At 65.0% G+C, this 20,125-nt stretch carries 17 protein-coding genes; 14 read left to right on the top strand and 3 right to left on the bottom strand.

Going from position 1 to position 20,125, the window contains the following annotated elements; genetic code table 11:
* Window positions 1-69 precede the first annotated feature (69 nt).
* Window positions 70-567, top strand: coding sequence for an SH3 domain-containing protein (locus H8S47_RS05145; RefSeq protein ID WP_187502843.1), 498 nt, complete (start codon window positions 70-72; stop codon window positions 565-567).
* Between the two features lie 124 nt (window positions 568-691).
* Here the strand turns inward: H8S47_RS05145 and H8S47_RS05140 are convergent, their stop codons facing one another.
* Window positions 692-1,075 (bottom strand): endonuclease domain-containing protein, encoded by a 384-nt coding sequence (locus tag H8S47_RS05140; protein WP_187502842.1) that lies wholly within the window; start codon window positions 1,073-1,075, stop codon window positions 692-694.
* Window positions 1,076-1,151: 76 nt separating this feature from the next.
* Window positions 1,152-2,345 (bottom strand): acetyl-CoA C-acyltransferase, encoded by a 1,194-nt coding sequence (locus H8S47_RS05135; protein ID WP_328805430.1) that lies wholly within the window; start codon window positions 2,343-2,345, stop codon window positions 1,152-1,154.
* Window positions 2,346-2,433: 88 nt separating this feature from the next.
* Here H8S47_RS05135 and H8S47_RS05130 point away from each other — a divergent pair, with 88 nt between their 5' ends.
* The 9 genes from H8S47_RS05130 to H8S47_RS05090 all read left to right on the top strand — a co-directional run bounded on the left by H8S47_RS05130 (window position 2,434) and on the right by H8S47_RS05090 (window position 16,905).
* Window positions 2,434-2,685, top strand: coding sequence for a hypothetical protein (locus H8S47_RS05130; protein WP_055879041.1), 252 nt, complete (start codon window positions 2,434-2,436; stop codon window positions 2,683-2,685).
* Entirely contained in the window at window positions 2,678-3,433 is a 756-nt protein-coding gene (locus H8S47_RS05125; RefSeq protein ID WP_187502840.1) for a prepilin peptidase, read from the top strand. Before H8S47_RS05130 ends, H8S47_RS05125 begins: the two co-directional genes overlap by 8 nt.
* A complete protein-coding gene (locus H8S47_RS05120) occupies window positions 3,430-3,864 on the top strand; it encodes a hypothetical protein (protein ID WP_187502839.1) in 435 nt (144 codons plus the stop codon). Before H8S47_RS05125 ends, H8S47_RS05120 begins: the two co-directional genes overlap by 4 nt.
* Window positions 3,865-3,958: 94 nt before the next feature.
* Window positions 3,959-6,187: a BamA/TamA family outer membrane protein gene (locus H8S47_RS05115; RefSeq protein WP_328805429.1), complete on the top strand. Its 2,229-nt coding sequence runs from the start codon at window positions 3,959-3,961 to the stop codon at window positions 6,185-6,187.
* Window positions 6,187-10,455: a translocation/assembly module TamB domain-containing protein gene (locus H8S47_RS05110; RefSeq protein WP_187502838.1), complete on the top strand. Its 4,269-nt coding sequence runs from the start codon at window positions 6,187-6,189 to the stop codon at window positions 10,453-10,455. Before H8S47_RS05115 ends, H8S47_RS05110 begins: the two co-directional genes overlap by 1 nt.
* A 69-nt stretch (window positions 10,456-10,524) precedes the next feature.
* Window positions 10,525-12,012, top strand: coding sequence for a flavin-containing monooxygenase (locus tag H8S47_RS05105; RefSeq protein ID WP_187502837.1), 1,488 nt, complete (start codon window positions 10,525-10,527; stop codon window positions 12,010-12,012).
* A 588-nt stretch (window positions 12,013-12,600) separates the two neighbouring features.
* Window positions 12,601-13,950 (top strand): EAL domain-containing protein, encoded by a 1,350-nt coding sequence (locus H8S47_RS05100; RefSeq protein ID WP_235982613.1) that lies wholly within the window; start codon window positions 12,601-12,603, stop codon window positions 13,948-13,950.
* 5 nt (window positions 13,951-13,955) lie between these two features.
* A complete protein-coding gene (locus H8S47_RS05095; RefSeq protein ID WP_187502836.1) occupies window positions 13,956-16,448 on the top strand; it encodes an ATP-binding protein in 2,493 nt (830 codons plus the stop codon).
* 64 nt (window positions 16,449-16,512) lie between these two features.
* Entirely contained in the window at window positions 16,513-16,905 is a 393-nt protein-coding gene (locus H8S47_RS05090; protein ID WP_187502835.1) for a response regulator, read from the top strand.
* Window positions 16,906-16,909: 4 nt separating this feature from the next.
* On the opposite strand, the gene H8S47_RS05085 is transcribed toward H8S47_RS05090, so the two are convergent.
* On the bottom strand, window positions 16,910-17,803 hold the full coding sequence (locus H8S47_RS05085; RefSeq protein WP_235982617.1) for a class I SAM-dependent methyltransferase: 894 nt from the start codon (window positions 17,801-17,803) through the stop codon (window positions 16,910-16,912).
* Between the two features lie 40 nt (window positions 17,804-17,843).
* Between H8S47_RS05085 and H8S47_RS05080 the strand changes: the two genes are divergently transcribed.
* From H8S47_RS05080 to H8S47_RS05065, 4 genes are read left to right on the top strand one after another with little or no spacing between them, the layout of a single operon-like run.
* A complete protein-coding gene (locus H8S47_RS05080) occupies window positions 17,844-18,566 on the top strand; it encodes a ComF family protein (RefSeq protein ID WP_187502833.1) in 723 nt (240 codons plus the stop codon).
* Between the two features lie 32 nt (window positions 18,567-18,598).
* Window positions 18,599-18,853 carry a glutaredoxin 3 gene (gene grxC, locus H8S47_RS05075; RefSeq protein ID WP_187502832.1) on the top strand — a complete coding sequence of 85 codons (255 nt, stop codon included), beginning with the start codon at window positions 18,599-18,601 and terminating at the stop codon, window positions 18,851-18,853.
* The gene (locus H8S47_RS05070; protein WP_187502831.1) at window positions 18,853-19,680 is read left to right on the top strand and encodes a carbon-nitrogen hydrolase family protein; all 828 of its coding nucleotides are present in this window, start codon (window positions 18,853-18,855) and stop codon (window positions 19,678-19,680) included. The genes grxC and H8S47_RS05070 overlap by 1 nt, the downstream gene beginning before the upstream one ends.
* Window positions 19,677-20,108 (top strand): DUF1178 family protein, encoded by a 432-nt coding sequence (locus H8S47_RS05065; RefSeq protein WP_187502830.1) that lies wholly within the window; start codon window positions 19,677-19,679, stop codon window positions 20,106-20,108. The genes H8S47_RS05070 and H8S47_RS05065 overlap by 4 nt, the downstream gene beginning before the upstream one ends.
* The last annotated feature ends 17 nt before the right edge of the window (window positions 20,109-20,125 follow it).

Raw genomic sequence — 20,125 nt, 5'->3', positions numbered from 1 at the left:
CGTCGAGCCTTCAACTTCGGTTGAGGAATGCGGTTCGTCGCGATAGGACGTCGTCTCGCCAGTTAGGACATGACCATGCGCATTCTCGCCGCCGCGCTTTCCGCTTTCGTCATCGTGGCGCTGGTGCCGGACCCGGCGACCGCCGCTGATGCGAAGCGGAGCGTACCCTATTATGCGTCGATCTCGGCGACGCGCGCGCGCATGCGGACCGGGCCCGCGCGGACCTATCCCGCGAGCTGGCTGTACCAGCGCCAGGATCTGCCGATCAAGGTCGTCGCGATCTTCAAGGAATGGCGCAAGGTCGCGGATCCCGACGGGACCGAGGGCTGGATGCAGGCGAATTTGCTGAGCGGCACGCGGACCGCGATCGTTCGCGGGGCGGGGCCTGTGGAGCTGCGGGAGAAGCCGGTTTCAGGGAGTCGGCTGTTGTGGCGCGCGGCGCCGGGCGTGGTCGGCCGGTTGAGCCAGTGCGGGAATGGCTGGTGCCGGATGGACGTGAAGGGGCAGGCGGGGTTCGTGCAGATTAGCGGACTTTGGGGTGTGGAGGCTGGTGAGGTTCTGCCTTGAGGGGTCGGGGTTTAGCTTCCGGGGCGGCGGTGCGTGATACGGAAGCCGACCCACCCCCAACCCCTCCCTTCCAGGGAGGGGGTAAGAAGAGGGGTTCGGTACCGATTACCCTTCTTGCCCCCTTCTAGCTCCCCTCCCTGGAAGGGAGGGGTTGGGGGTGGGTCGGCCGCTGGAGGTCGATCACCTTTGCCAGGATCGTTTCCGCTACACCGTCCGGATTGCGGGCGACGTCGGAGTTCCAGAACTGGATTAACGTCCAGCCTAGCGCTTCCAGACGCTGCGTGCGCGCAAGGTCGCGAATCGAATCGATATGCTGACTGCCGTCGAACTCAACCGCGAGCCGGACCTCACGACACGCCAAGTCGACGATGTACCGCTCCACCACCAACTGCCGCGTGAACCGAGGCCGAAAATACGCGACCTTGTGCCAGATCGCGATCTCCGCATCCGTCGGATGATTGCGCAACTCCCGAGTACGCCGTGTCATCGCGGGGGGAACGCGCCGCATCTCCCGAGACTGCGCGCGCGTGATGCGGAGGGCAACCCACCCCCGACCCCTCCCTTTCAGGGAGGGGGGAAGAAGACTAGCGCATCAATTCCACCGCCATTGCGGTCGCTTCGCCGCCGCCGATGCAGAGCGAAGCGAGCCCGCGCTTTTGGCCGGTAGTCTCCAGCGCTGACAGCAACGTCGCCAGAATACGCGCGCCGCTTGCGCCGATCGGATGGCCTAGCGCACATGCGCCGCCGTGGATGTTCACCTTGTCATGCGGCAGCCCGAGATCGCGCATCGCGATCATCGCGACGACGGCGAAGGCTTCGTTGACCTCGAACAGGTCGATGTCCGACGCCGACCAGCCGGCCTTCTCCATCGCCTTGCGCATCGCGAACACTGGTGCGGTCGTGAACAGCGACGGCGCGTGGGCATGCGCGGCATGCGCCACGACGCGCGCAATCGGCGTGATCCCGAGGCGCTCGGCGACGCTCGCACGCGTCATCACCAGTGCCGCGGCACCGTCGGAGATCGACGAGGCGTTGGCGGCGGTGATCGTGCCGTCCTTCGAGAAGGCAGGCTTCAGCGTCGGAATCTTGGCGACATCACCCTTAGCCGGCTGTTCGTCGAGCGAAACCGTGGTCGTGCCCTTGCGTCCGGCGATATCGACGGAGACGATCTCGCGGTCGAACGCGCCGGACTTCTGCGCGCGTTGTGCCCGGTGGAGCGATTCGATGGCGTAATCGTCCATCTGCGCCCGCGTGAACTGGTATTCGTGCGCGGTGTCCTCGGCGAAATTGCCCATCAGCTTGCCGGGTTCATACGCATCCTCGAGCCCGTCGAGATACATGTGATCGTACATCCGGTCATGGCCGATCCGGGCGCCGCCGCGGTGGCTCTTCGAAAGATAGGGCGCGTTGGTCATGCTCTCCATGCCGCCGGCGACGAGCAGGTCGACCGAGCCCGCTGCCAGCGCATCCGCCGCCAGGATCGCCGCCTGCATCCCCGATCCGCACATCTTGTTGACCGTCGTCGCCTCGACATGATCGCCGAGCCCGGCGTTGATCGCAGCCTGTCGCGCAGGGGCTTGGCCAAGCCCGGCGGGGAGCACGCAGCCCATGTAGATTCGCTCGATCTCGGCAGCCGATACGCCCGACCGCTCTACCGCACCGCGCACCGCGTCGGCGCCAAGCTGCGTCGCTGTCGCGCCGGAGAGCGCGCCTTGGAACGAACCCATCGGCGTGCGCGCGTAGGACAGGATGACGATGGGATCTCGATCGGCGGCCACTTCAGCTCTCCATGTATTTTTCTGCCCCGTATCTGGGGTTGATGTGCGGCAATACAAAGCACGGGCGGACGCGCCTAGACCCGTCTGCATGGAAACCCTTATCACGACGCTCAAATGGTGTGCCGCCGCGTCGGGGGTGATCGCAGCGTTCATGGTATCGCTCGATTTCGGGCGGCGCGTGACGGGGTGGGGGTTCGTGCTGTTCGTCGGCTCGTCGATCGCGTGGCTGAGCGGTGCGGCCTTGACCGGGGACTGGGCGCTGGGCACGCAGAACATCGTGTTGTTCGGGATCAACCTCCTCGGCGTGTATCGCTATCTGGTGCGGAAAACGGGTGTCTGAGGCGGCGTTCTGGGCGGCGTCGCTGGGCGTGCTAGGCGCGATCATCGGCAGCTTCGTCGCGGCGCTGGTGACACGCTGGCCCGATGGGCGATCTGTGATGCACGGGCGCTCGGCCTGCGATGCGTGCGGCAGAACGCTGCGCGCGATCGACCTCGTGCCGCTGCTCAGCGCTCTTGTGCTGAGAGGACGCTGTCGTTCGTGCCGCACACCGATCAGCCCCGTCCACTGGCGGATCGAGCTGGCTGGCCTCGCGATCGGCGCCGCGGCGGGGCTCGTCGTGCCGGGGCCCATCGGGATCGTGGGGGCGGTCTTTGGCTGGCTGCTCCTCGCGCTCGCCAGCCTCGATCTCGTCGCGTTCTGGCTACCCGATCGACTCACTCTTCTGCTTGCCGCCACCGGAATAGCGAGCGCGGCGCTCGGCATCGATCCGCCGCTGTCCGAGCGACTGATCGGCGGCATCGCCGGGTTCGGCACGCTGTGGCTGGTGGCATTCGGCTATCGACGTTTGCGTGGACGCGACGGGATGGGCGGCGGTGATCCGAAGCTGTTCGGCGCGATCGGGCTCTGGCTCGGGTGGCAGATGTTGCCCGCGATCCTGCTGATCGCGAGCATGATCGGGCTCGGCGTTGTCCTCTCCGCGTATCTCAAGGGACGCAGCATGGCGGCGGACACCGCGCTTCCATTCGGCGCGTTGCTGGCGATCGCGGGTTATCCCGCGTGGCTGTTCATGATAGGCCTGACGTCATGATATCGCTCGCTCTTATGCTCGCGTTGCAAGCCGCGACGCCTGCGCCAGCTGCAAATCCGGGTCCGGGCCCGCTCGGCGCGATCGGCAAGCAGAAGCTTCCCGCCAAGGGGTGCGCCGCGTATCTCTGGAGCATGGACGCCGGCCGCCAACTCGTTGCGATGGCCACCGCCGACCCCGCGCAGATCCGTCTGACGGTCGACGGCAAGACGACCGACTATGCGATGGCGACGCAGTCGGCCGCGATCGGTTTCGGCTTTGGCGGGGTCACCGTGTACCGTGGTGGCGACGTCACCGCGACGCTGGACATGGCGGTCGCCGTCCGCGCCGACATCTCGGCCGGCGCGACCGTGACGTCGGCGACGCTACGGATCGACCGCCCCGGCCGTGATACCGTCGTCATGCCGGTCGGTGGCCTAATCGGCTGTGTCTGAGGTAAATTTGTTGGAAACCAAGCCGTCTTACGTGCGTTACGTGGACGAAGATGGGGGTGAATCGTACACGATTGCCGTCCGTAAAGGGGATCGTGTGACAGCTTCGAACAGCCGGCATCATTGGCTCGCTCTGGCGTTGGTAGCGTCGACAACGGGGTTTGCGGGTATCGGTTCCGCACAACTTGCCAAGCCGGGCACTGCCCCGGCCAAGGGTCCCGACGCGCCCAAGCGGAGCGATCAGCCGCAGTCCACCGAGCCGCGCTCCGACGCGCCGATCGTTCCCGATTCCGAATTCGACAGCGCGCTGCCGCCGCTCAGCGGTGACCTGAATGCGCCGTTGGAAGCGATGGCGCCGCTGCCTGCTCCGTCGACCCAGGCACCTGCGAACCAGACACCTGCAACCCAGGCACCCGCAACGCCCGCAACCGCGACGTCTCCCGCGACCACGCTTGCGGGCGACGTCCTGCCGCCGACCGGTCCCAGCGATCCGCAACTCGCGCAACCGCTGACGCCGCTGTCGAGCTTCGACACGACCCCGCTCCAGACCGCCGCGGATATCAAGGACAAGGACGCGCCGGAAATCCGCTACGAGACCGCGACCAAGGGTCTCGACAAGGCCGGCGACGGGCTCGAAGGCGAATATAAGGCGCTGTCCGCGCTCGCCGAAGGCAAGGGCAAGGCGGCGAACGCCACGCAGGTCGCGGCGCGTGCCCGCGAGGACGAGGCGCTCGCGGTGGGACTGCTGAAGTCGCTCGGCTATTACGACGCTACCGCGATCTCGACGATCGAGACGATCCCCGATGCCGACACGACCAAGCCCGCGCGGCTGAAGGCGACCGTCAGCGCGCAGCCCGGCCGGCTGTATTCGTTGTCGTCGATCACCGTGAAGGCGGATCCGACGACGCCCCCGGATCTGGTCCGCACGCAATTGCCACTCAAGGTCAACGACCCGATCGAAGCGGCGCGCATCCAGGGCGCAGAGGCGAACGTCAGCCTGACGCTGCCGCAGCAGGGGTATCCGTTCGTCAAGGTCGGCGAGCGCGACATCCTGCTCGACGACCAGACCCCGACCGGCGCGTACACCTTGCCCGTCGACACGGGTCCTCGCTCGTCGTTCGGACAGCTGCGGACCGAAGGCGATCCGGTCTTCAATCTGGAGCATCTGAGCCTGTTCCCGCGGTTCAAGTCGGGCGAACTCTACGACAACCGGATGACCGACGACCTGCGCGATGCGCTGGTCGCGACGTCGCAGTTCTCGACCGTATCGGTGGAGCCGGTTCGCACCGGCACGATCGCTCCCGACGGCACCGAACAGGTCGACCTGCTGGTCCGCCAGAGCGCAGGCAAGCCGCGTTCGCTCGGCGGCAATGTCGGTTTCTCGACCGGGCAGGGCTTCCGCGCGGAAGGCACTTGGCAGCACCGCAACCTGTTCCCGTACGAGGGCGCACTGATCGCCTCGGTGATCGCGGGTACGCAGGAGCAGGGCGTATCGGGCACGTTCCGCCGCGCGAACGCCGGCAAGCGCGACAAGACGTTCAGCCTGACCGCGGGCGCTAACCATTCGAATTACGACGCCTATGACGCGTTCACGACCAGCGTCGGCGTTCGCTGGAGCTACGATTCGACGCCGATCTGGCAGAAGCCGCTGACCTATTATTACGGCGGCGAACTCGTCGGCACGAACGAAAGCGTCTACGATTTCGCGCAAGGCCGGGACGTGCGCCGCACCTACGGCATCGTCGCGCTGCCGGGGCAGGTGCGGTTCGATCGCTCGGACAATCTGCTCAACCCGACCAAGGGCTATCGCCTGACGCTGAACCTCAGCCCCGAGACATCGGTGCAGGGTTCGGTGAAGCCGTATATCCGGACGATGATCGAGGGGACGTTCTACTACCCCGTCTCCAGCAGCATCGTGATCGCCGGACGTGCCAAGGCCGGCTCGATCCAGGGCGTCGACCGCGATGATTTGGCACCATCGCGGCGTTACTATGGCGGCGGCGGCGGATCGGTGCGCGGCTATGGCTATCAGCGGCTCGGGCCGTTCGATCCCAACGGCAACCCGGTCGGCGGTCGCTCGCTCAATGAATTCGCGCTCGAGGCCCGCTACCGGTTCGGCGATTTCGGCATCGTGCCGTTCATCGACGCCGGCAACAGCTATGAGAGCAGCACGCCGAACCTGTCGTCCCTGCGCTACGGCGCGGGCATTGGCGGGCGCTTCTACACCAGCTTCGGCCCGATGCGTATCGATGTCGCGACGCCGCTGAACCCACGCGAGGGCGACGGCAAGATCGCCCTCTACATCTCGATCGGGCAGGCATTCTGATGGCCGAAAACGGCACTCCCCCTGTTGAACAGGGCCCTGCTGAGCGGGACCAGTTCGAGCAGTCCGAAACGGTGATCGTCGAGCGTCGCCCGTTGTGGCAGCGCATCCTGAAATGGCTTGCGATCCTGGTCGTCGGGCTGATTGCGCTCGTGCTGATCGTGCTGTTCGGGATCAACACCGATCCGGGCCGCCGCCTCGTCGCGGATCAGATCGGTGGCTACACCACCGCATCCGGGCTCAACATCAAGGTCGGTCGGATCGACGGCTCGATCTACGGCGCGATGACACTCAGCGACGTCCGCGTGTCCGATCCCAAGGGCGTCTTCCTGACCAGCCCAAAGCTCGCCGTCGACTGGCGCCCGTTCGCGTTCGCCAACAACCATGTCGACGTGCGCTCGCTAACGACACCGCTCGTCACGTTGCAGCGCCGCCCGGTGCTGAACGCGACACCGACCGATCCGAACGCGCCGCTGCTCCCCGATCTCGACATCGACGTGAACCGGTTGGCGATCGACCGTTTCGTCATCGCCAAGCCGGTGACTGGCCAGACGCATATCGTGAAGATCGACGGCGCGGTGCACATCGCCGACAAGCGCGCGCAGCTGACGACCAACGCGACCGCGTTGACCGGCCGCGGTATCGCTGGCGGCGACCGCCTCGTGCTCACGCTCGACGCGGTGCCCGAGCAGAACAAGCTCGACGTCAACGTGAAGCTGACTGCACCGGTCGGCGGCGTCGTTTCGACTATGGGCTCGTTCAAGGCGCCGCTGACTGCGAGCGTCGACGGTCGTGGCAGCTGGGCGTCTTGGCAGGGTCGCGCTGTCGCGACGCTCGGCGGCGGGCAGCTAGCGAACCTCGGGCTGACCGCGAAGAACGGCCACATCGAAGTACGCGGCTCGACGCGTCCTGGCCTGTATCTCGAAGGCCCAGTCGAGCGCCTGACCGCGCCACAGCTCGATGTCGCGATCGATACCACGCTGAACGACCGCAAGGCCGACACGCGGATGACGTTAAAGTCGGACGCGCTCGCGGTCGACGCCGGCGGCCTGATCGATCTCGCCAACAGCCGGTTCGGCAATTTCGCAGTGAACGCGAAGCTGCTCACCCCGGGCGCGATCCTGCCGAACCTGCGCGGTCGCGACGTCACGGCGCGCGTCGTGCTCGACGGTGCGTTCGCAACGCCGACAGTCGACTATAAGGTCCGCGCGGCGACGATCGCGTTCGGCGACATGGGGGTGGAGAACATCTACGCCGAAGGTCTCGCGCGCGTGAACTCGGACCGCATCCTCGTGCCCGTGAAGGCACGTGCGCGTCGCGTGACGGGCCTAAATGCAGCGGTCGGCGGGCTCGCCACGAACGTCGCGATCGACGGCGATTTCGCGATCTCTGGCGTCAACGTCCTCTCCGACAACCTCAAGATCCGCTCCGACAAGATCGACGCGACCGCGGTGGTCGTCGCGAACATGTCCACCGGCCGCTACACCGGCGCGCTGAAGGGGCGGGTCAACAACTACCGCGTCGACGGCATCGGTATCGTCAACCTGACGACCGACGCGAAGCTGGTGCCCGGCCCGAATGGTGGCTTCGGCATCACCGGCCGTGTCGTCGCGCAGACCGCGCAGATCTTCAACGAAGGCGCGCGTAGCTTCCTCGGCGGCAACGCGATCGTCCGCTCGGACATCGGCTACAGCCCCGAAGGCATCGTGACCTTCCGCAATCTCCGGATGAACGCGCCACAATTCCGCGTCACGCGTGGCGAAGGCCGCTTCGATCCCGCCACCGGCGCGGTGCTGGTGAATGCGGATGCCTATTCCACTGTCTACGGCCCCTTGTCCGCCCGCGTGACGGGTAGCGCGACGGCACCGGTCGTTGTCCTCCGTGCGCCACGTCCGGGCGTCGGCGTCGGCCTCGTCAACCTGAACGCGCGGATCGTGGGCCGTGGCGGCGCCTATGCCGTCACCGCGAGCGGCGGCACCAACTACGGCCCATTCACCGCCGATGTGCTGGTTACGGCGGGCACGCAGCTGGCGGTCGATGTGCGCCGCGTGGTGTTCGCCGGGATCACTGGTCGTGGCCGGATCGTCCAGACTGCGGCAGGTCCGTTCGCGGGTGCGCTCCAGTTCGCCGGGCAGGGTCTGACGGGCAATGTCCGCCTTGCCAACCAAGGCGGCTACCAGCGCGCCGACGTCGCCGCGCGCGCAAACGGTGCCAAGATCCCGGGGATGGTGGACTTCACCATCGGCCGCGCGATCGTCAACGCCACCGCGGTCATGACGCCGACGCCACAGATCGTCGCCGACGCGCAGATCGCCGACATGCGCTACGGCGCGATCGTCCTCTCGGCGGCGCGCGCGAAGGTGAACTACGTCGGCGGCAACGGCACCGCGCAGGCGTTGCTGACGGGCTCGAACGGTGTCCCGTTCCGCCTCGCCGTCAACGCCAAGCTCAGCCCGAACAACTACCTCGTCGCCGCACAGGGCCAGGCGAACGGGATCGACTTCCGCACCGTCAACCCGGCGCGCATCCAGGCGGTGAAGGGTGAATATCGCCTGTCGCCGACCCGGATCGACTTCGGTGGTGCAGGCGGCGGTTCGGCGCGTCTGGCGGGCAGCTATGGCCGTGGTACGAACGCGCAGGTCCGGCTCGATCGCCTCGACCTCTCGACGTTGTCCGCATTGGTCCCGAACCTCGGCATCGGCGGCAAGGCGACCGGCAGCCTCGACTTCTCGCAGGCAAACTCGGCCGCATTGCCGACCGCCGACGCACGCGTGACCGTCACCAACTTCACCCGCTCGGGTCTTGCTGCCGTCTCCGAGCCGGTCGACATCGTGTTCGCCGGAACACTCGGCGGCGATGGCGCTACCGGTCGTGCATTGGTCCGTCGGGGCACGTCGGTTATCGGCCGCATGGTCGCGAACCTGCGACCGCTGCCGGCTGGCAACGGCTCGTGGAGCACGCGCCTGATGGCCGCGCCGCTGTCGGGTGGCATTCGCTATAACGGCCCGTCCGCGGTGCTGTTCAGCTTTGCCGCTATCCCGAACCAGCAGCTGTCAGGGCCGATCGCGGTAGCCGCCGACTTCTCCGGGCGTTTGCAGGCACCGCAGCTCAACGGCGTCGTCCGCGCCGATAACCTGACCTATGACAACGAAACCTACGGCACGCGCCTGTCGCAGATGCGGATCGCGGGCCGCTTCTCGAACACCGACCTGCAGCTGACTCAGCTTAACGCGAAGGCCGGCGACGGCACCGTACAGGCGCAGGGCAAGATCGGCTTTGCGGCGGACAGCGGCTTCCCGATCGACATCCGTGCGACGCTGAACAATGCGCAGCTCGCCAAGAGCGACGCGATCAGCGCCACCACGACCGGCACGGTCCGCCTCACGCACGATCGCAACGGCGGGCTGATCCAGGGCGATCTCCAGATCCCCGAGGCGCGCTATCAGATCATCCGCCAGGGCCAGGCCGAAGTCCCCGAACTGACCGGGGTACGGCGCAAGGGCGATGTGCGTACGCCGCTGTCGACCGATCGGTCCGAGGTGCCCAACGCCGGCTCGTTCAAGCTCGATCTCCGCGTCCGCGCGCCGAACCAGCTGTTCGTCTCGGGCATGGGCCTCGAATCCGAATGGGAGATGGACATGCGGATCGGCGGCACCTCCTCCGCGCCGATCGTCACCGGCGGTCTGGATATCGTCCGCGGGACCTATTCGTTCTCGGGCAAGCGGTTCGAGGTCACCAAGGGGCAGATCCGCTTCCGTGGCGGCGCGCTGACCGATCCGGACATCAACATCGAAGCAAGCACCACGACCAGCGACATCACCGTGACGATCAACGTGACGGGCACCGGCCAGCGCCCGCAGATCGCGTTCACCTCGACGCCGACCCTGCCGCAGGACGAGGTGCTCAGCCGCCTGCTGTTTGGGTCGAGCCCGGCCAATCTGTCGGCGACCGAGGCGATCCAGCTGGCGTCGGCGCTGAACTCGCTACGCGGATCGGGCGGCGGCGGTCTCAACCCGCTCGGCAAACTGCGCTCGGCGACCGGGTTCGACCGGTTGCGCGTGCTCGGCGCCGACGAGGCGACCGGTCGCGGCACCAGCCTGGCTGCTGGCAAGTACATCACGAAGAACATTTATGTGGAGATCGTGACCGACGCGAAGGGCTTCACCTCGACCCAGCTCGAGATCGCACTGACAAGGGCGCTCAGCCTGTTGTCGGCAGCGGGATCGAGTGGCGGGCAAAGCGCGAGCGTCAAATACACGAAGGACTATTGAGTAAATATCACAACAGGATAGGTTCGGTTATGAAACCTACGGCGTAACGCCGGGGCGAGGGGATGCAGCATGACCGAGCATGTCGACGTGATCGTGGTGGGCGCCGGCATTTCCGGGATCGGCACCGGCTACCACCTCCAGACGCGCTGCCCCGACCGGACATACATGATCCTCGAGGGGCGGCAGTCGATGGGCGGGACGTGGGACCTGTTCCGCTATCCCGGCATCCGTTCCGATTCGGACATGCACACGCTGGGGTTCGTCTTCCACCCCTGGACGGCGGCTAAGTCGATCGCCGACGGCCCCTCGATCCGCGCCTATGTCGAGGAAACGGCGCAAGCGTACGGAATCGACCGAAAGATCCGCTACGGGCACCACGTCAAGTCGGCTGCGTGGTCGACCGAGGACGCGCGCTGGACGGTCGAAGCGACCGGCCCCGACGGTCCGGTAACGCTGACCTGCAACTTCCTCTCGATGTGCGTTGGCTATTACAATTACGCCAAGGCCTATTCCCCCGAGTTCGAGGGCGCGGAAAGTTTTGCCGGACAGATCGTCCACCCGCAATTCTGGCCCGAGGACCTCGACTATAGCGGCAAGCGGGTGGTCGTGATCGGCAGCGGCGCAACCGCGGTGACGCTCGTGCCGACGATGGCGACGACTGCCGCGCACGTGACGATGCTCCAGCGCTCGCCGACCTACATCGTCGCGCGCCCGGGCGAGGATGGCGTAGCGAACTGGCTGCGCGGCAAGCTGCCGGCCAAGGCCGCCTACGGCATCACACGGTGGAAGAACGTGCTGATGGGCATGGTCTTCTATCGTCTGGCGCGGAAGAAGCCGGCCAAGGTGAAGGAGCGGATGATCGGCATGGTCCGCGATCAACTCGGCCCCGACTATGACGTCGCGACGCACTTTACCCCGCGCTACAACCCGTGGGACCAGCGCGTCTGCCTGGTGCCGGACGGCGACCTGTTCACCGCGATCAACGCCGGCACCGCCTCGATCGTCACCGACACGATCGCACGGATCACGCCTGACGGCATCCACCTCGATTCGGGGAAGGACCTGCCCGCGGACGTGATCGTCACCGCCACCGGCCTCGAACTGCAATTGATGAGCGGAGTCGCGTTCAGCCTCGACGGCCAGCCGATCGAACTCGCCGGGCGGCTCCAGTACAAGGGCATGATGTTCGACGGCGTGCCGAACCTGTCCTCGACCTTCGGCTACACCAACGCGTCGTGGACACTGAAGGCCGACCTGACCGCGGTGTATGTCTGCCGCTTGCTCAACACGATGAAGAAGCGCGGCCTGCGCCAGGCGACGCCGCGCAACGACGACCCGACGATGAAGAGCGAGGCGTTCCTCGACTTCACCTCCGGCTACGTCCAGCGCGCCGCCGCCGCCCTGCCAACCCAGGGAGAGCGCAAACCGTGGAAACTAAACCAGAACTACGCACTGGACCTGATGGCGCTGAAGTTTGGCTCGATCGACGACGCGATGGTGTTCTCGAACACGGTGCGGGTTCGGGCAATTCAGACAGAGCTAACCGAAGCGCACTGATCGGCTCCTATGCTAAGCGGTCCTTCGTGAAGTGTAGGTACCAGCGGCATATCAAGCGGGGCAACGAGAGGTGACTCGCGTAGCCAAACCGACCCGTCGTGCGCATGCGGCGCAACGGTATCAGTGGTTGTCGAAGATCGAACTTCAGGCTGATCACGGTTAACGTAGCGCACCAGAATAAAAGCCCTTGGCAGTCTCGGAACCGCCTATGTCGACCATGCTTCAATTGCGAAAACCCGCAACTTATCAAGCACCGATAATGGCATGGGATGTTGCGCGACAATCATCGGCGATCTGCCGAATCGAGCCAAGTTTCGGCCCGACTATCAATAGGCATCTTTATTCAATGCACCAACGATACCCGGGCCGACGAAGTCATTCACCAGGGGCGAATGTTGTCATAAACGAGCGAGATGAGGAAATTCAGCATTTTTATGCTCCCTTGTAAACACCCGCTAGGGTGTGGAGCCGGTATAGTGGATAACAAAACGTTAAACAATTATTTTTAGAGTTCGTTAACCACGAATGATGGTTAGCACTCCCTGGGCTTAAGGGTATCTTTATGCGTCCGCGGATATTCCGGGTCGCATGAAGGAATTTCCGCAGTCGCAATTCGAGCGTATGGCGCGGCCGGGCAGCAGCCAGGCTGGTTCCGAGGTTCGATCAGAACTGACGCGAGACGTACTTTCTTCAGTTCTTCAAGGGGGTTGGCGGTTTGTAGTCCTGGCGGAGATCGCGAACTTCGCGGTCTTGCGACGACATGTCGGTAAACCGCGTGCGGACACGCTGATTGTCGACGTCGCGGCGCGGATTGCCAGTGCGCTTCCTGAGGCGCGAACCGTTATTGCGGGTCGTGACATTGCCGAGATCGCCTTTGAAAGCGATGCGAGGCTCGCGCTCGACCTTGCGTTGACCGCGATCGAAGTCGCATTCGAGTTGCCGTTCGATCTTGACGGCGAATCGTATATGGTTTGCCTCCAACTCGGCGCGGCCGCCGCCGACGGCCATCGCGACGAAGTGCATCTTCTCGAGGAGGCTGAGAAAGCACTTCGTGACGCACGCACCGAGCACGTTGCAGTGGCGCGCGACGTCGCTGGTGATTCCGCGGCGATCGATCGAGCCGAGTTGGGGCGTGACCTTACCCGAGCGATCGAAAATGAGGAACTCTTCCTCCAGTATCAGCCGAAGGTGCATCTCCGTCGGCAGGAAATCACGAGTGTGGAAGCACTTGTCCGATGGACGCATCCAACTCGAGGGTTGGTGCTGCCAAGCGATTTTATTCCCATTGCCGAGGAGTCGCGGGATATCGTTGCGCTGACACTCTGGACGATCCGGCGATCGATTCAGGATCAGAAGATATTGGCCGAGCAAGGCCATGATCTCCGAATTTTCATCAATATCGCAGGTGTGCTTTTGGCGGACGAGCGGTTCGTTCGACGCGCATGTGCGCTGGTTGAGAATAGTGGCGCGCAACTTGGCTTCGAAATCACCGAGACGTCGGTGATACGTGATCCCGAAAGCGCGATCGCCAATTTGAAAGTGTTTGCTGCGATCGGTATCGTTATCGCAATCGATGACTACGGTGCAGGACTTTCTTCACTCGCCTATCTGAAGCAACTGCCCGCACGCGAACTCAAAATCGATAAACTCTTCGTTACGCAACTGACCAGTTCCAACCGCGATCCGCTGATCGTTCGATCGACGATCGATCTTGCGCACGCGCTCGAGATGGAAGTCGTTGCCGAGGGCGTAGAGACGCAAGCCGCTATGGCGCTGTTATCGGTCATGGGTTGCGATATGATCCAAGGTTTTCTCATCAGTCGACCGATCAATATCGATGCGCTGATTCACTTCCTCGACGAGGGCAAGCATTTGGCAATCGCGGCAAATGCGCGCGCTCCGCTTAATCGACTTGCGACCGTGTGGAAGCGCGCCTGAGATCCATGATGTCCCCCCGCGGTTTAGCCTTTGCGCTTTTGATGATTGCCGGAATATCCATTTCGGGGGCGGCCGCCGCGCAGTCGGGGGAATCCAATAGCAAAGCCAACAATTACGAGGTCACCATAGCGGATGCGAAAGCTGCTATGTTGATCGATCCCGATCTGGCAGGTGCCAAGGCGCGTGCTGCCGAAGTGCAAGCAAAGAAAATTCTAGATCCGAAATCGCAGGGAATGGCGGTCGCGACGTCAAAATGGCTTCAGGCCGAGTCCTTTCTAAGGGCTAACAAATCTTCACAGGCAGACGCGCCGATTAATGAGGCGTTGAAACTGGTCGTAAAGCTCGTTCCGTACGGCAAGCTTCACGCGGACATCCTTGTTTCGAGGGGCGGCGTCGATAGTGATCAGGGACGCGCCGGCAATGCTTTGCAGGACTATCAGGGGGCGTACCGGATATATTCCCGCCTGCGCGATGCTCGCGGTCAAGCAATGGCGTTACTTTTGATTTCCATGATCTACAACGACGCGTTAGATCAAGTGGCGGCTCTCAGATACTCAAAACAAGCATTGGAGATATACGCGGCGGATCCCAATCTGTCGATATCGATATACAATAACCGCGGCGTCGTGCTTAGCGAGCTGGGGCAGTATGACGCCGCTGCCGAACAATACATAAAGTCTCTGGATTTCGCGAGGAAGGTCGGAGGTAAATCTCTTCAGGCGCGAATATTCAATAATATCGCCCGGTCGCGTTTGTCTGCTGGAAAATTGGATGCGGCGGATGCAGCGATCGATGCCGGGCTCAAGCTTGCGACAGACAAAGACATAGGAGGACAGCGTGCGAAGCTGATCGCATCCGCTGCGCAGTCGGCTTTGTTACGTGGCCAGCCGAAACGAGCACTGGACCTCATAACCGAAGCGCTGGTCGGAGTTGATGCGAGCAAGACAGGTCTGGTCTACAAGGACTTTCACCAGACGGCGTACGACGTGTTTCGGACGGTAGACGACTACAAAGCCGCACTGGTGCATCTCCAAGCGCTCAAGCGGCTCGACGACAACGCGACCAAGCTCGCGACCAGTACCAAGACTGCGCTGATGGCGGCGCGGTTCGATTTTGCGAACCAGGAACTGAAGATCAGCCAGCTCAAGGCCAGCGAATTGCAACGCAGCATCGCGTTCGAGCGGGCGCGGGCGCAGACGCAGCGCTACGTATTCCTGGGCGCCTCGGCCGCAGTCGCGATCGTCATCGCGTTGCTCGCATTCGGCATCGTCACGCTCCGTCGCAGCCGTGATCAGGTCCGCGCGGCCAATGACGATCTCGCCGTGACCAACGACGCGCTGGGCAAGGCGCTGGCGGCCAAGACCGAGTTCCTGGCCACGACCAGCCACGAGATCCGGACGCCGTTGAACGGCATCCTGGGCATGAGCGAGGTCATGCTTGCCGATGAGCGGATCGAGCCCGCGCTGCGCGAACGGATCGGCGTGGTGCATGATGCCGGCGTCAGGATGCGCGCGCTGGTCGACGATATCCTCGACGTCGCCAAGATGGAGACGGGAAACCTGGCGATCGAATCGGCACCGTTCGACGTCTGCGGGACGATCACGGATGCCGCCCGCATGTGGGAGGATCAGGCTCGGGCAAAGGGATTGTCGTTCGCGATCGAGCTCGGCGGATGTCCGGCGATGATCATGGGCGACGCCGCGCGGGTGCGACAGATCGTCTTCAATCTCCTCTCCAACGCGCTGAAGTTCACCAAGTCCGGCCGCGTGACGTTGCGCATCGAAGTCGACAAGAGCGACCGCCTCCATGTCGCCGTAACCGATTCCGGCATCGGCATCCCCGCCGACAAACTGGAGGATATCTTCGAGTCGTTCCGTCAGGCGGATGCCGGGACGACGCGGCAGTTCGGTGGAACCGGGCTTGGCCTCGCGATCTGCCGCAACTTGGCGCGCGCGATGGGCGGCGACGTCTCGGTGAGCAGCATCGTGGGGCAGGGGGCGACCTTCACCCTCGTCCTGCCGGTGGTTCGCGCGCCGAACGCCGCGCCCGAGCCGGTCATGCCGGCCGAGCAGGTCGCGCCGGACGTCGACGCTGTGACGCTGGTCGTTGACCGCAATCCGATCACGCGCAGCATGTTCAAGACGCTGCTTGCGCCCGATTTCGGGGCGACCGCCTTCGCGGCGTCCGTCGAGGACGCGGTCGCACGTCTGGAGGGCGGTGACGTGGTACGCGTGTTGATCGATGACATGACGATTCGAGCCTGTGCGGATCCGCACGCGGCGCTGTCGCGGATCGCCGCGGCCGCGCTCCAGTCGGGGGCGGAAACGTCGTTGTTGTGGCCAGTTTCGGCTGACGCGGAGCGGCAGGAATTGCTCGCGACCGGCATCACCCAGGTGATCTCCAGACCGGTCAGCGGCGGGGAACTCGTCACACGTTTATTACATGGATCAGTTTCAAATAAAAATGCAAATCCGAACCTTGTATCGCACGCTGCTTGACGCGTAGATGCTGCGATATGATGCCGATTTTACCTCCGCTGCGTGACCCTCCGAGGGGGCGGAAGTGAACGTTCTGTTCATCGAAGACGACCGGATGAATCGGCGTGTTGTCAAGGACATGCTCGATGTCGCGGGCGTGACGATGGTCGAGGCCGAGAGCGCCGAACGTGGCCTGGAGATCCTCGACGAGCAGGATTTCGTGATGGTCCTGGTGGACCTGCGGATGCCCGGCATGGACGGCATCACCGCGATCGAACATATCCGCGCCCGACCCGACGCGAAGGCGAAGGTTCCGATCATCGTAGTGACCGCCGACATCGCCCCGGACCTACGCGAACGGTGCATGGTCGCGGGCGCCGACGACGTGATATTCAAGCCCGTCGCGATGGATGCATTGTTCGACGCGATGGGTGCCATCCTCGCCCGCGATGCCGCCGGCGACGGGATGATCGACTAGCCTCTCAGGTGCGGGGCTTCAGCGCGTCGCCCAGCGACGCGGTCGCGCTGCCACGCCGCGCTGGCTTTGGCTGCGAAGGATCGGGCGACCAGCCGGTCAGGAAGACGATCCGGAACGTCTCGTGCGTGCGGCCGCCCGCATCCGCTGCCTCGGCAAAGGCGGCGAACGTCCGTCCGACCACCGCCGACGTCAGCGGCTGGCGCTGCGCCAGGATATTGCCGGCCGCCATGCCACGAAGGTCGCCGAACAGCCGGCCGAGATCGCGGTAGCCGACATCGAGCGTCTCGACGTCGGCGACCGGCAACGCGAACCCGGCGCGCATGAGCAGGTCACCGGCGGATCGCACGTCGATCTGCGGATGGAGCCGTGCGGCCGGGCGATCGCCCTCCGCGGTCCGAAGCGCAGTGCGCAGCGCCGGCAGGCTCCCCGCGCCGACGAACGCGCCGAGGAACAGGCCATCGGGACGCAGCACGCGGCGGATCAGCGCCAGCGCACCCGGCAGGTCGGCGACCTGATCGAGTACGCCCGCGCTCACCACCAGATCGAACGAGGAATCGGCGAAGGGCAGCCGATCCTCGTCCGCCTGCACGCCGCCCGACCGCGCGGCAAAGGCATATCCCGGATCGCAGCGCGCGACGCGGGAACCCGGTGGGGCGACGAAACGTCCGTCGAAACAGCCGAGATCGAGAACGTCCGCGAAATCCCGCGTCACCGCGTCGAGGCGTTCGGCGATGCCGTCGAGCATCGTCGCACGCAGGAAATCATGCTCGGCATAACCGGGCGCAGCCCTGTCGCGGCGCAGGCGGCGGGCGGCCCGGTCGAAGATTTCGGGGGCCGTATTTTCTGAAACGATATCGGACACGTCTGCGCTTGTGCCGTGGTCGCGCCGCGCCGACAAGCTCTGAGGTAGAACGCGGGTCGCGTGGCGGGAGGTCTGCATGAGGATACGCGACCCTTTCCGTCACATCGTCGGGTTCGCCCTGCCACCGCGCTGCCCCGGTTGCGGCGTGCCCGTCGCGGAGGATCACCGGTTCTGCGCGATCTGCTGGACCGCGCTGCGGTTTCTCGGTCCGCCATGGTGTGCGAGCTGCAACCGACCCTTCGCGTTCGATCGCGGCGAGGGCGCGTGCTGCGCGGCCTGCCTCGCCGCACCGCCGCGTCACGCCGGCGTCCGCGCTGCCGTCGCTTACGGGCCGATCGCGCGCACGCTGGCGCTGCGGTTGAAATATGGCGGCCGGATCGCCTTTGCCGAGACGATGGCACGACAGATGCGGCGATTGCTGCCCCCCGACACCGACCTGCTCGTCGCCGTGCCGCTGCACCGCTGGCGGATCTGGTCGCGCGGTTTCAACCAGGCCGCGTTGATCGCCGACGCCGTCGCGCTGTTGTCGGGCGTGCGCCACGATCGCAACGTCCTGATCCGCACGCGCCGCACCATCCTGCTCCGCGGCCTGGGCGGTCGGCAGCGTGCAAAGGCCGTGGCCGGCGCGTTCGGCGTGACCGCGCCCGATCGCGTGCGGGGCAGGGCGATCGCGCTGGTCGACGACGTCTACACCAGCGGCGCGACCGCCGACGCGTGCACGCGCGCGCTGTTGAAGGCAGGAGCGCGATCGGTGACGATTCTATGCTGGGCCCGCGTCCTCTCGTCGCCGGACGATTGACAAGCGCAGGGCGAAACCACACCTCCGCCTGCATGGCTAAAGTCGAAATCTACACCAAAGCGTTCTGCCCGTACTGCACGCGCGCGCTGAAACTCCTCGCATCGAAGGGTGTCGAACCCGAGCAGTTCGATGTCACCATGGGTGGCCCGAAAAAGGCCGAGATGGTCGAGCGGTCGGGCGGTCGCAACACGATGCCGCAGGTCTTTATCGACGGCAAGCATATCGGTGGGTCCGACGATCTCGCCGCGCTCGACGCCAAGGGTGGTCTCGACCCTCTCCTCGCCTGATGACCAGGATCGGCGTTCTCCAGATGACGAGCGGGATCGATCCCGCCGTCAACGCCGAAACATTGGTCGATGCGATCGGTGAAGCTGGAGCGGCCAGCGCAGCGATGCTGTTCACCCCCGAGATGTCGGGGCTGATCGACCGCGATCGTACGCGGGGTGCGGCGTCGATCGTCACCGAAGACGCCGATCCCGTGCTGGCGGCGGTGCGTGTCGCCGCCGCGAACGCCGGCGTCTGGGTGCACCTCGGCTCGCTCGCGGTCCGCCGCCCGGATGGCAAGTTCGCCAATCGTGGGTTCGTCATCGATCCTGCCGGTGCGATCCGTGCCCGCTACGATAAGCTGCACCTGTTCGACGTCGACCTTCCGACGGGGGAAAGCTGGCGGGAGTCCGCGGCTTATGTCGGCGGCGAGACGGCGGTCGTCGTCGATACGCCCGCCGGCCGGTTGGGTGCGTCGATCTGCTACGACCTCCGCTTCGCCGATCTCTACCGGGCGCTGAGCAATGCCGGCGCGACGATGCTCTCCGTTCCCGCCGCCTTCACCCGACCGACCGGCGCCGCACACTGGCATGTCCTGCTGCGCGCACGCGCGATCGAGGCAGGCGCGTTTGTCATCGCGGCGGCACAGACCGGCGTGCATCAGGACGGGCGCGAGACATACGGCCATTCGCTCGTCGTCGATCCATGGGGCGAGGTGATCCTCGACATGGGCGAGTCAGCTGGACTGGGGTTCGCGGAGATCGATCTGGAACGGGTCGAGCAGGTCCGCGCGCGCATTCCGGCCATCGCGCATCGTCGGGATATTCCTCCCGTTACGACCGTGGCATGATCGTCTTCGACCTCAAATGCGGCGGCGAGCACGTGTTCGAGGCATGGTTCGCCTCGAGCGACGCCTATGAATCGCAACGCGCCGCCGGGCATGTCCGCTGCCCGCTCTGCGACGACGGCGACGTCATCAAGGCACCGATGGCGCCCTCGATCCCGTCCAAGGGCAACGCCAGACCGTCGCCGCCCAGTCCGGCAATGGTGAAGGCCGCGATGACACTGATCGCCAAGCAACAGGCGAAGGCGCTGGAGTCCTCGGAATGGGTCGGCACCGCCTTTGCCGATCGCGCCCGCGCCATGCATCTCGGCGAAGAGAAACATGCCACCATCCACGGCCAGGCAAGCCTCGCCGAAGCCAAGGCCCTTGTCGAGGAAGGCGTACCCGTCGCGCCGCTACCGATGCCCGTGATCCCGCCGAACAAGGCGAACTGACTCGTCATCGACGGGTG

This window comes from Sphingomonas albertensis (assembly GCF_014358075.1).
GTDB classification, from domain to species: domain Bacteria; phylum Pseudomonadota; class Alphaproteobacteria; order Sphingomonadales; family Sphingomonadaceae; genus Sphingomonas; species Sphingomonas albertensis.
The sequence above is the reverse complement of the archived record's forward strand: the minus strand, read 5'-3'. Positions and strand labels throughout refer to the sequence as shown.

What these genes read in the sequence shown, in the direction of transcription:
- H8S47_RS05120 (WP_187502839.1), top strand. Translation starts at nt 3,430, where the DNA reads ATGATATCGCTCGCTCTTATGCTCGCGTTGCAAGCCGCGACGCCTGCG.
- H8S47_RS05130 (WP_055879041.1), top strand. Translation starts at nt 2,434, where the DNA reads ATGGAAACCCTTATCACGACGCTCAAATGGTGTGCCGCCGCGTCGGGG.
- H8S47_RS05065 (WP_187502830.1), top strand. Translation starts at nt 19,677, where the DNA reads ATGATCGTCTTCGACCTCAAATGCGGCGGCGAGCACGTGTTCGAGGCA.
- H8S47_RS05140 (WP_187502842.1), bottom strand. Translation starts at nt 1,075, where the DNA reads ATGCGGCGCGTTCCCCCCGCGATGACACGGCGTACTCGGGAGTTGCGC.
- H8S47_RS05080 (WP_187502833.1), top strand. Translation starts at nt 17,844, where the DNA reads ATGAGGATACGCGACCCTTTCCGTCACATCGTCGGGTTCGCCCTGCCA.
- H8S47_RS05145 (WP_187502843.1), top strand. Translation starts at nt 70, where the DNA reads ATGACCATGCGCATTCTCGCCGCCGCGCTTTCCGCTTTCGTCATCGTG.
- H8S47_RS05100 (WP_235982613.1), top strand. Translation starts at nt 12,601, where the DNA reads ATGAAGGAATTTCCGCAGTCGCAATTCGAGCGTATGGCGCGGCCGGGC.
- H8S47_RS05110 (WP_187502838.1), top strand. Translation starts at nt 6,187, where the DNA reads ATGGCCGAAAACGGCACTCCCCCTGTTGAACAGGGCCCTGCTGAGCGG.
- H8S47_RS05105 (WP_187502837.1), top strand. Translation starts at nt 10,525, where the DNA reads ATGACCGAGCATGTCGACGTGATCGTGGTGGGCGCCGGCATTTCCGGG.
- H8S47_RS05095 (WP_187502836.1), top strand. Translation starts at nt 13,956, where the DNA reads ATGATGTCCCCCCGCGGTTTAGCCTTTGCGCTTTTGATGATTGCCGGA.
- H8S47_RS05070 (WP_187502831.1), top strand. Translation starts at nt 18,853, where the DNA reads ATGACCAGGATCGGCGTTCTCCAGATGACGAGCGGGATCGATCCCGCC.
- grxC (WP_187502832.1), top strand. Translation starts at nt 18,599, where the DNA reads ATGGCTAAAGTCGAAATCTACACCAAAGCGTTCTGCCCGTACTGCACG.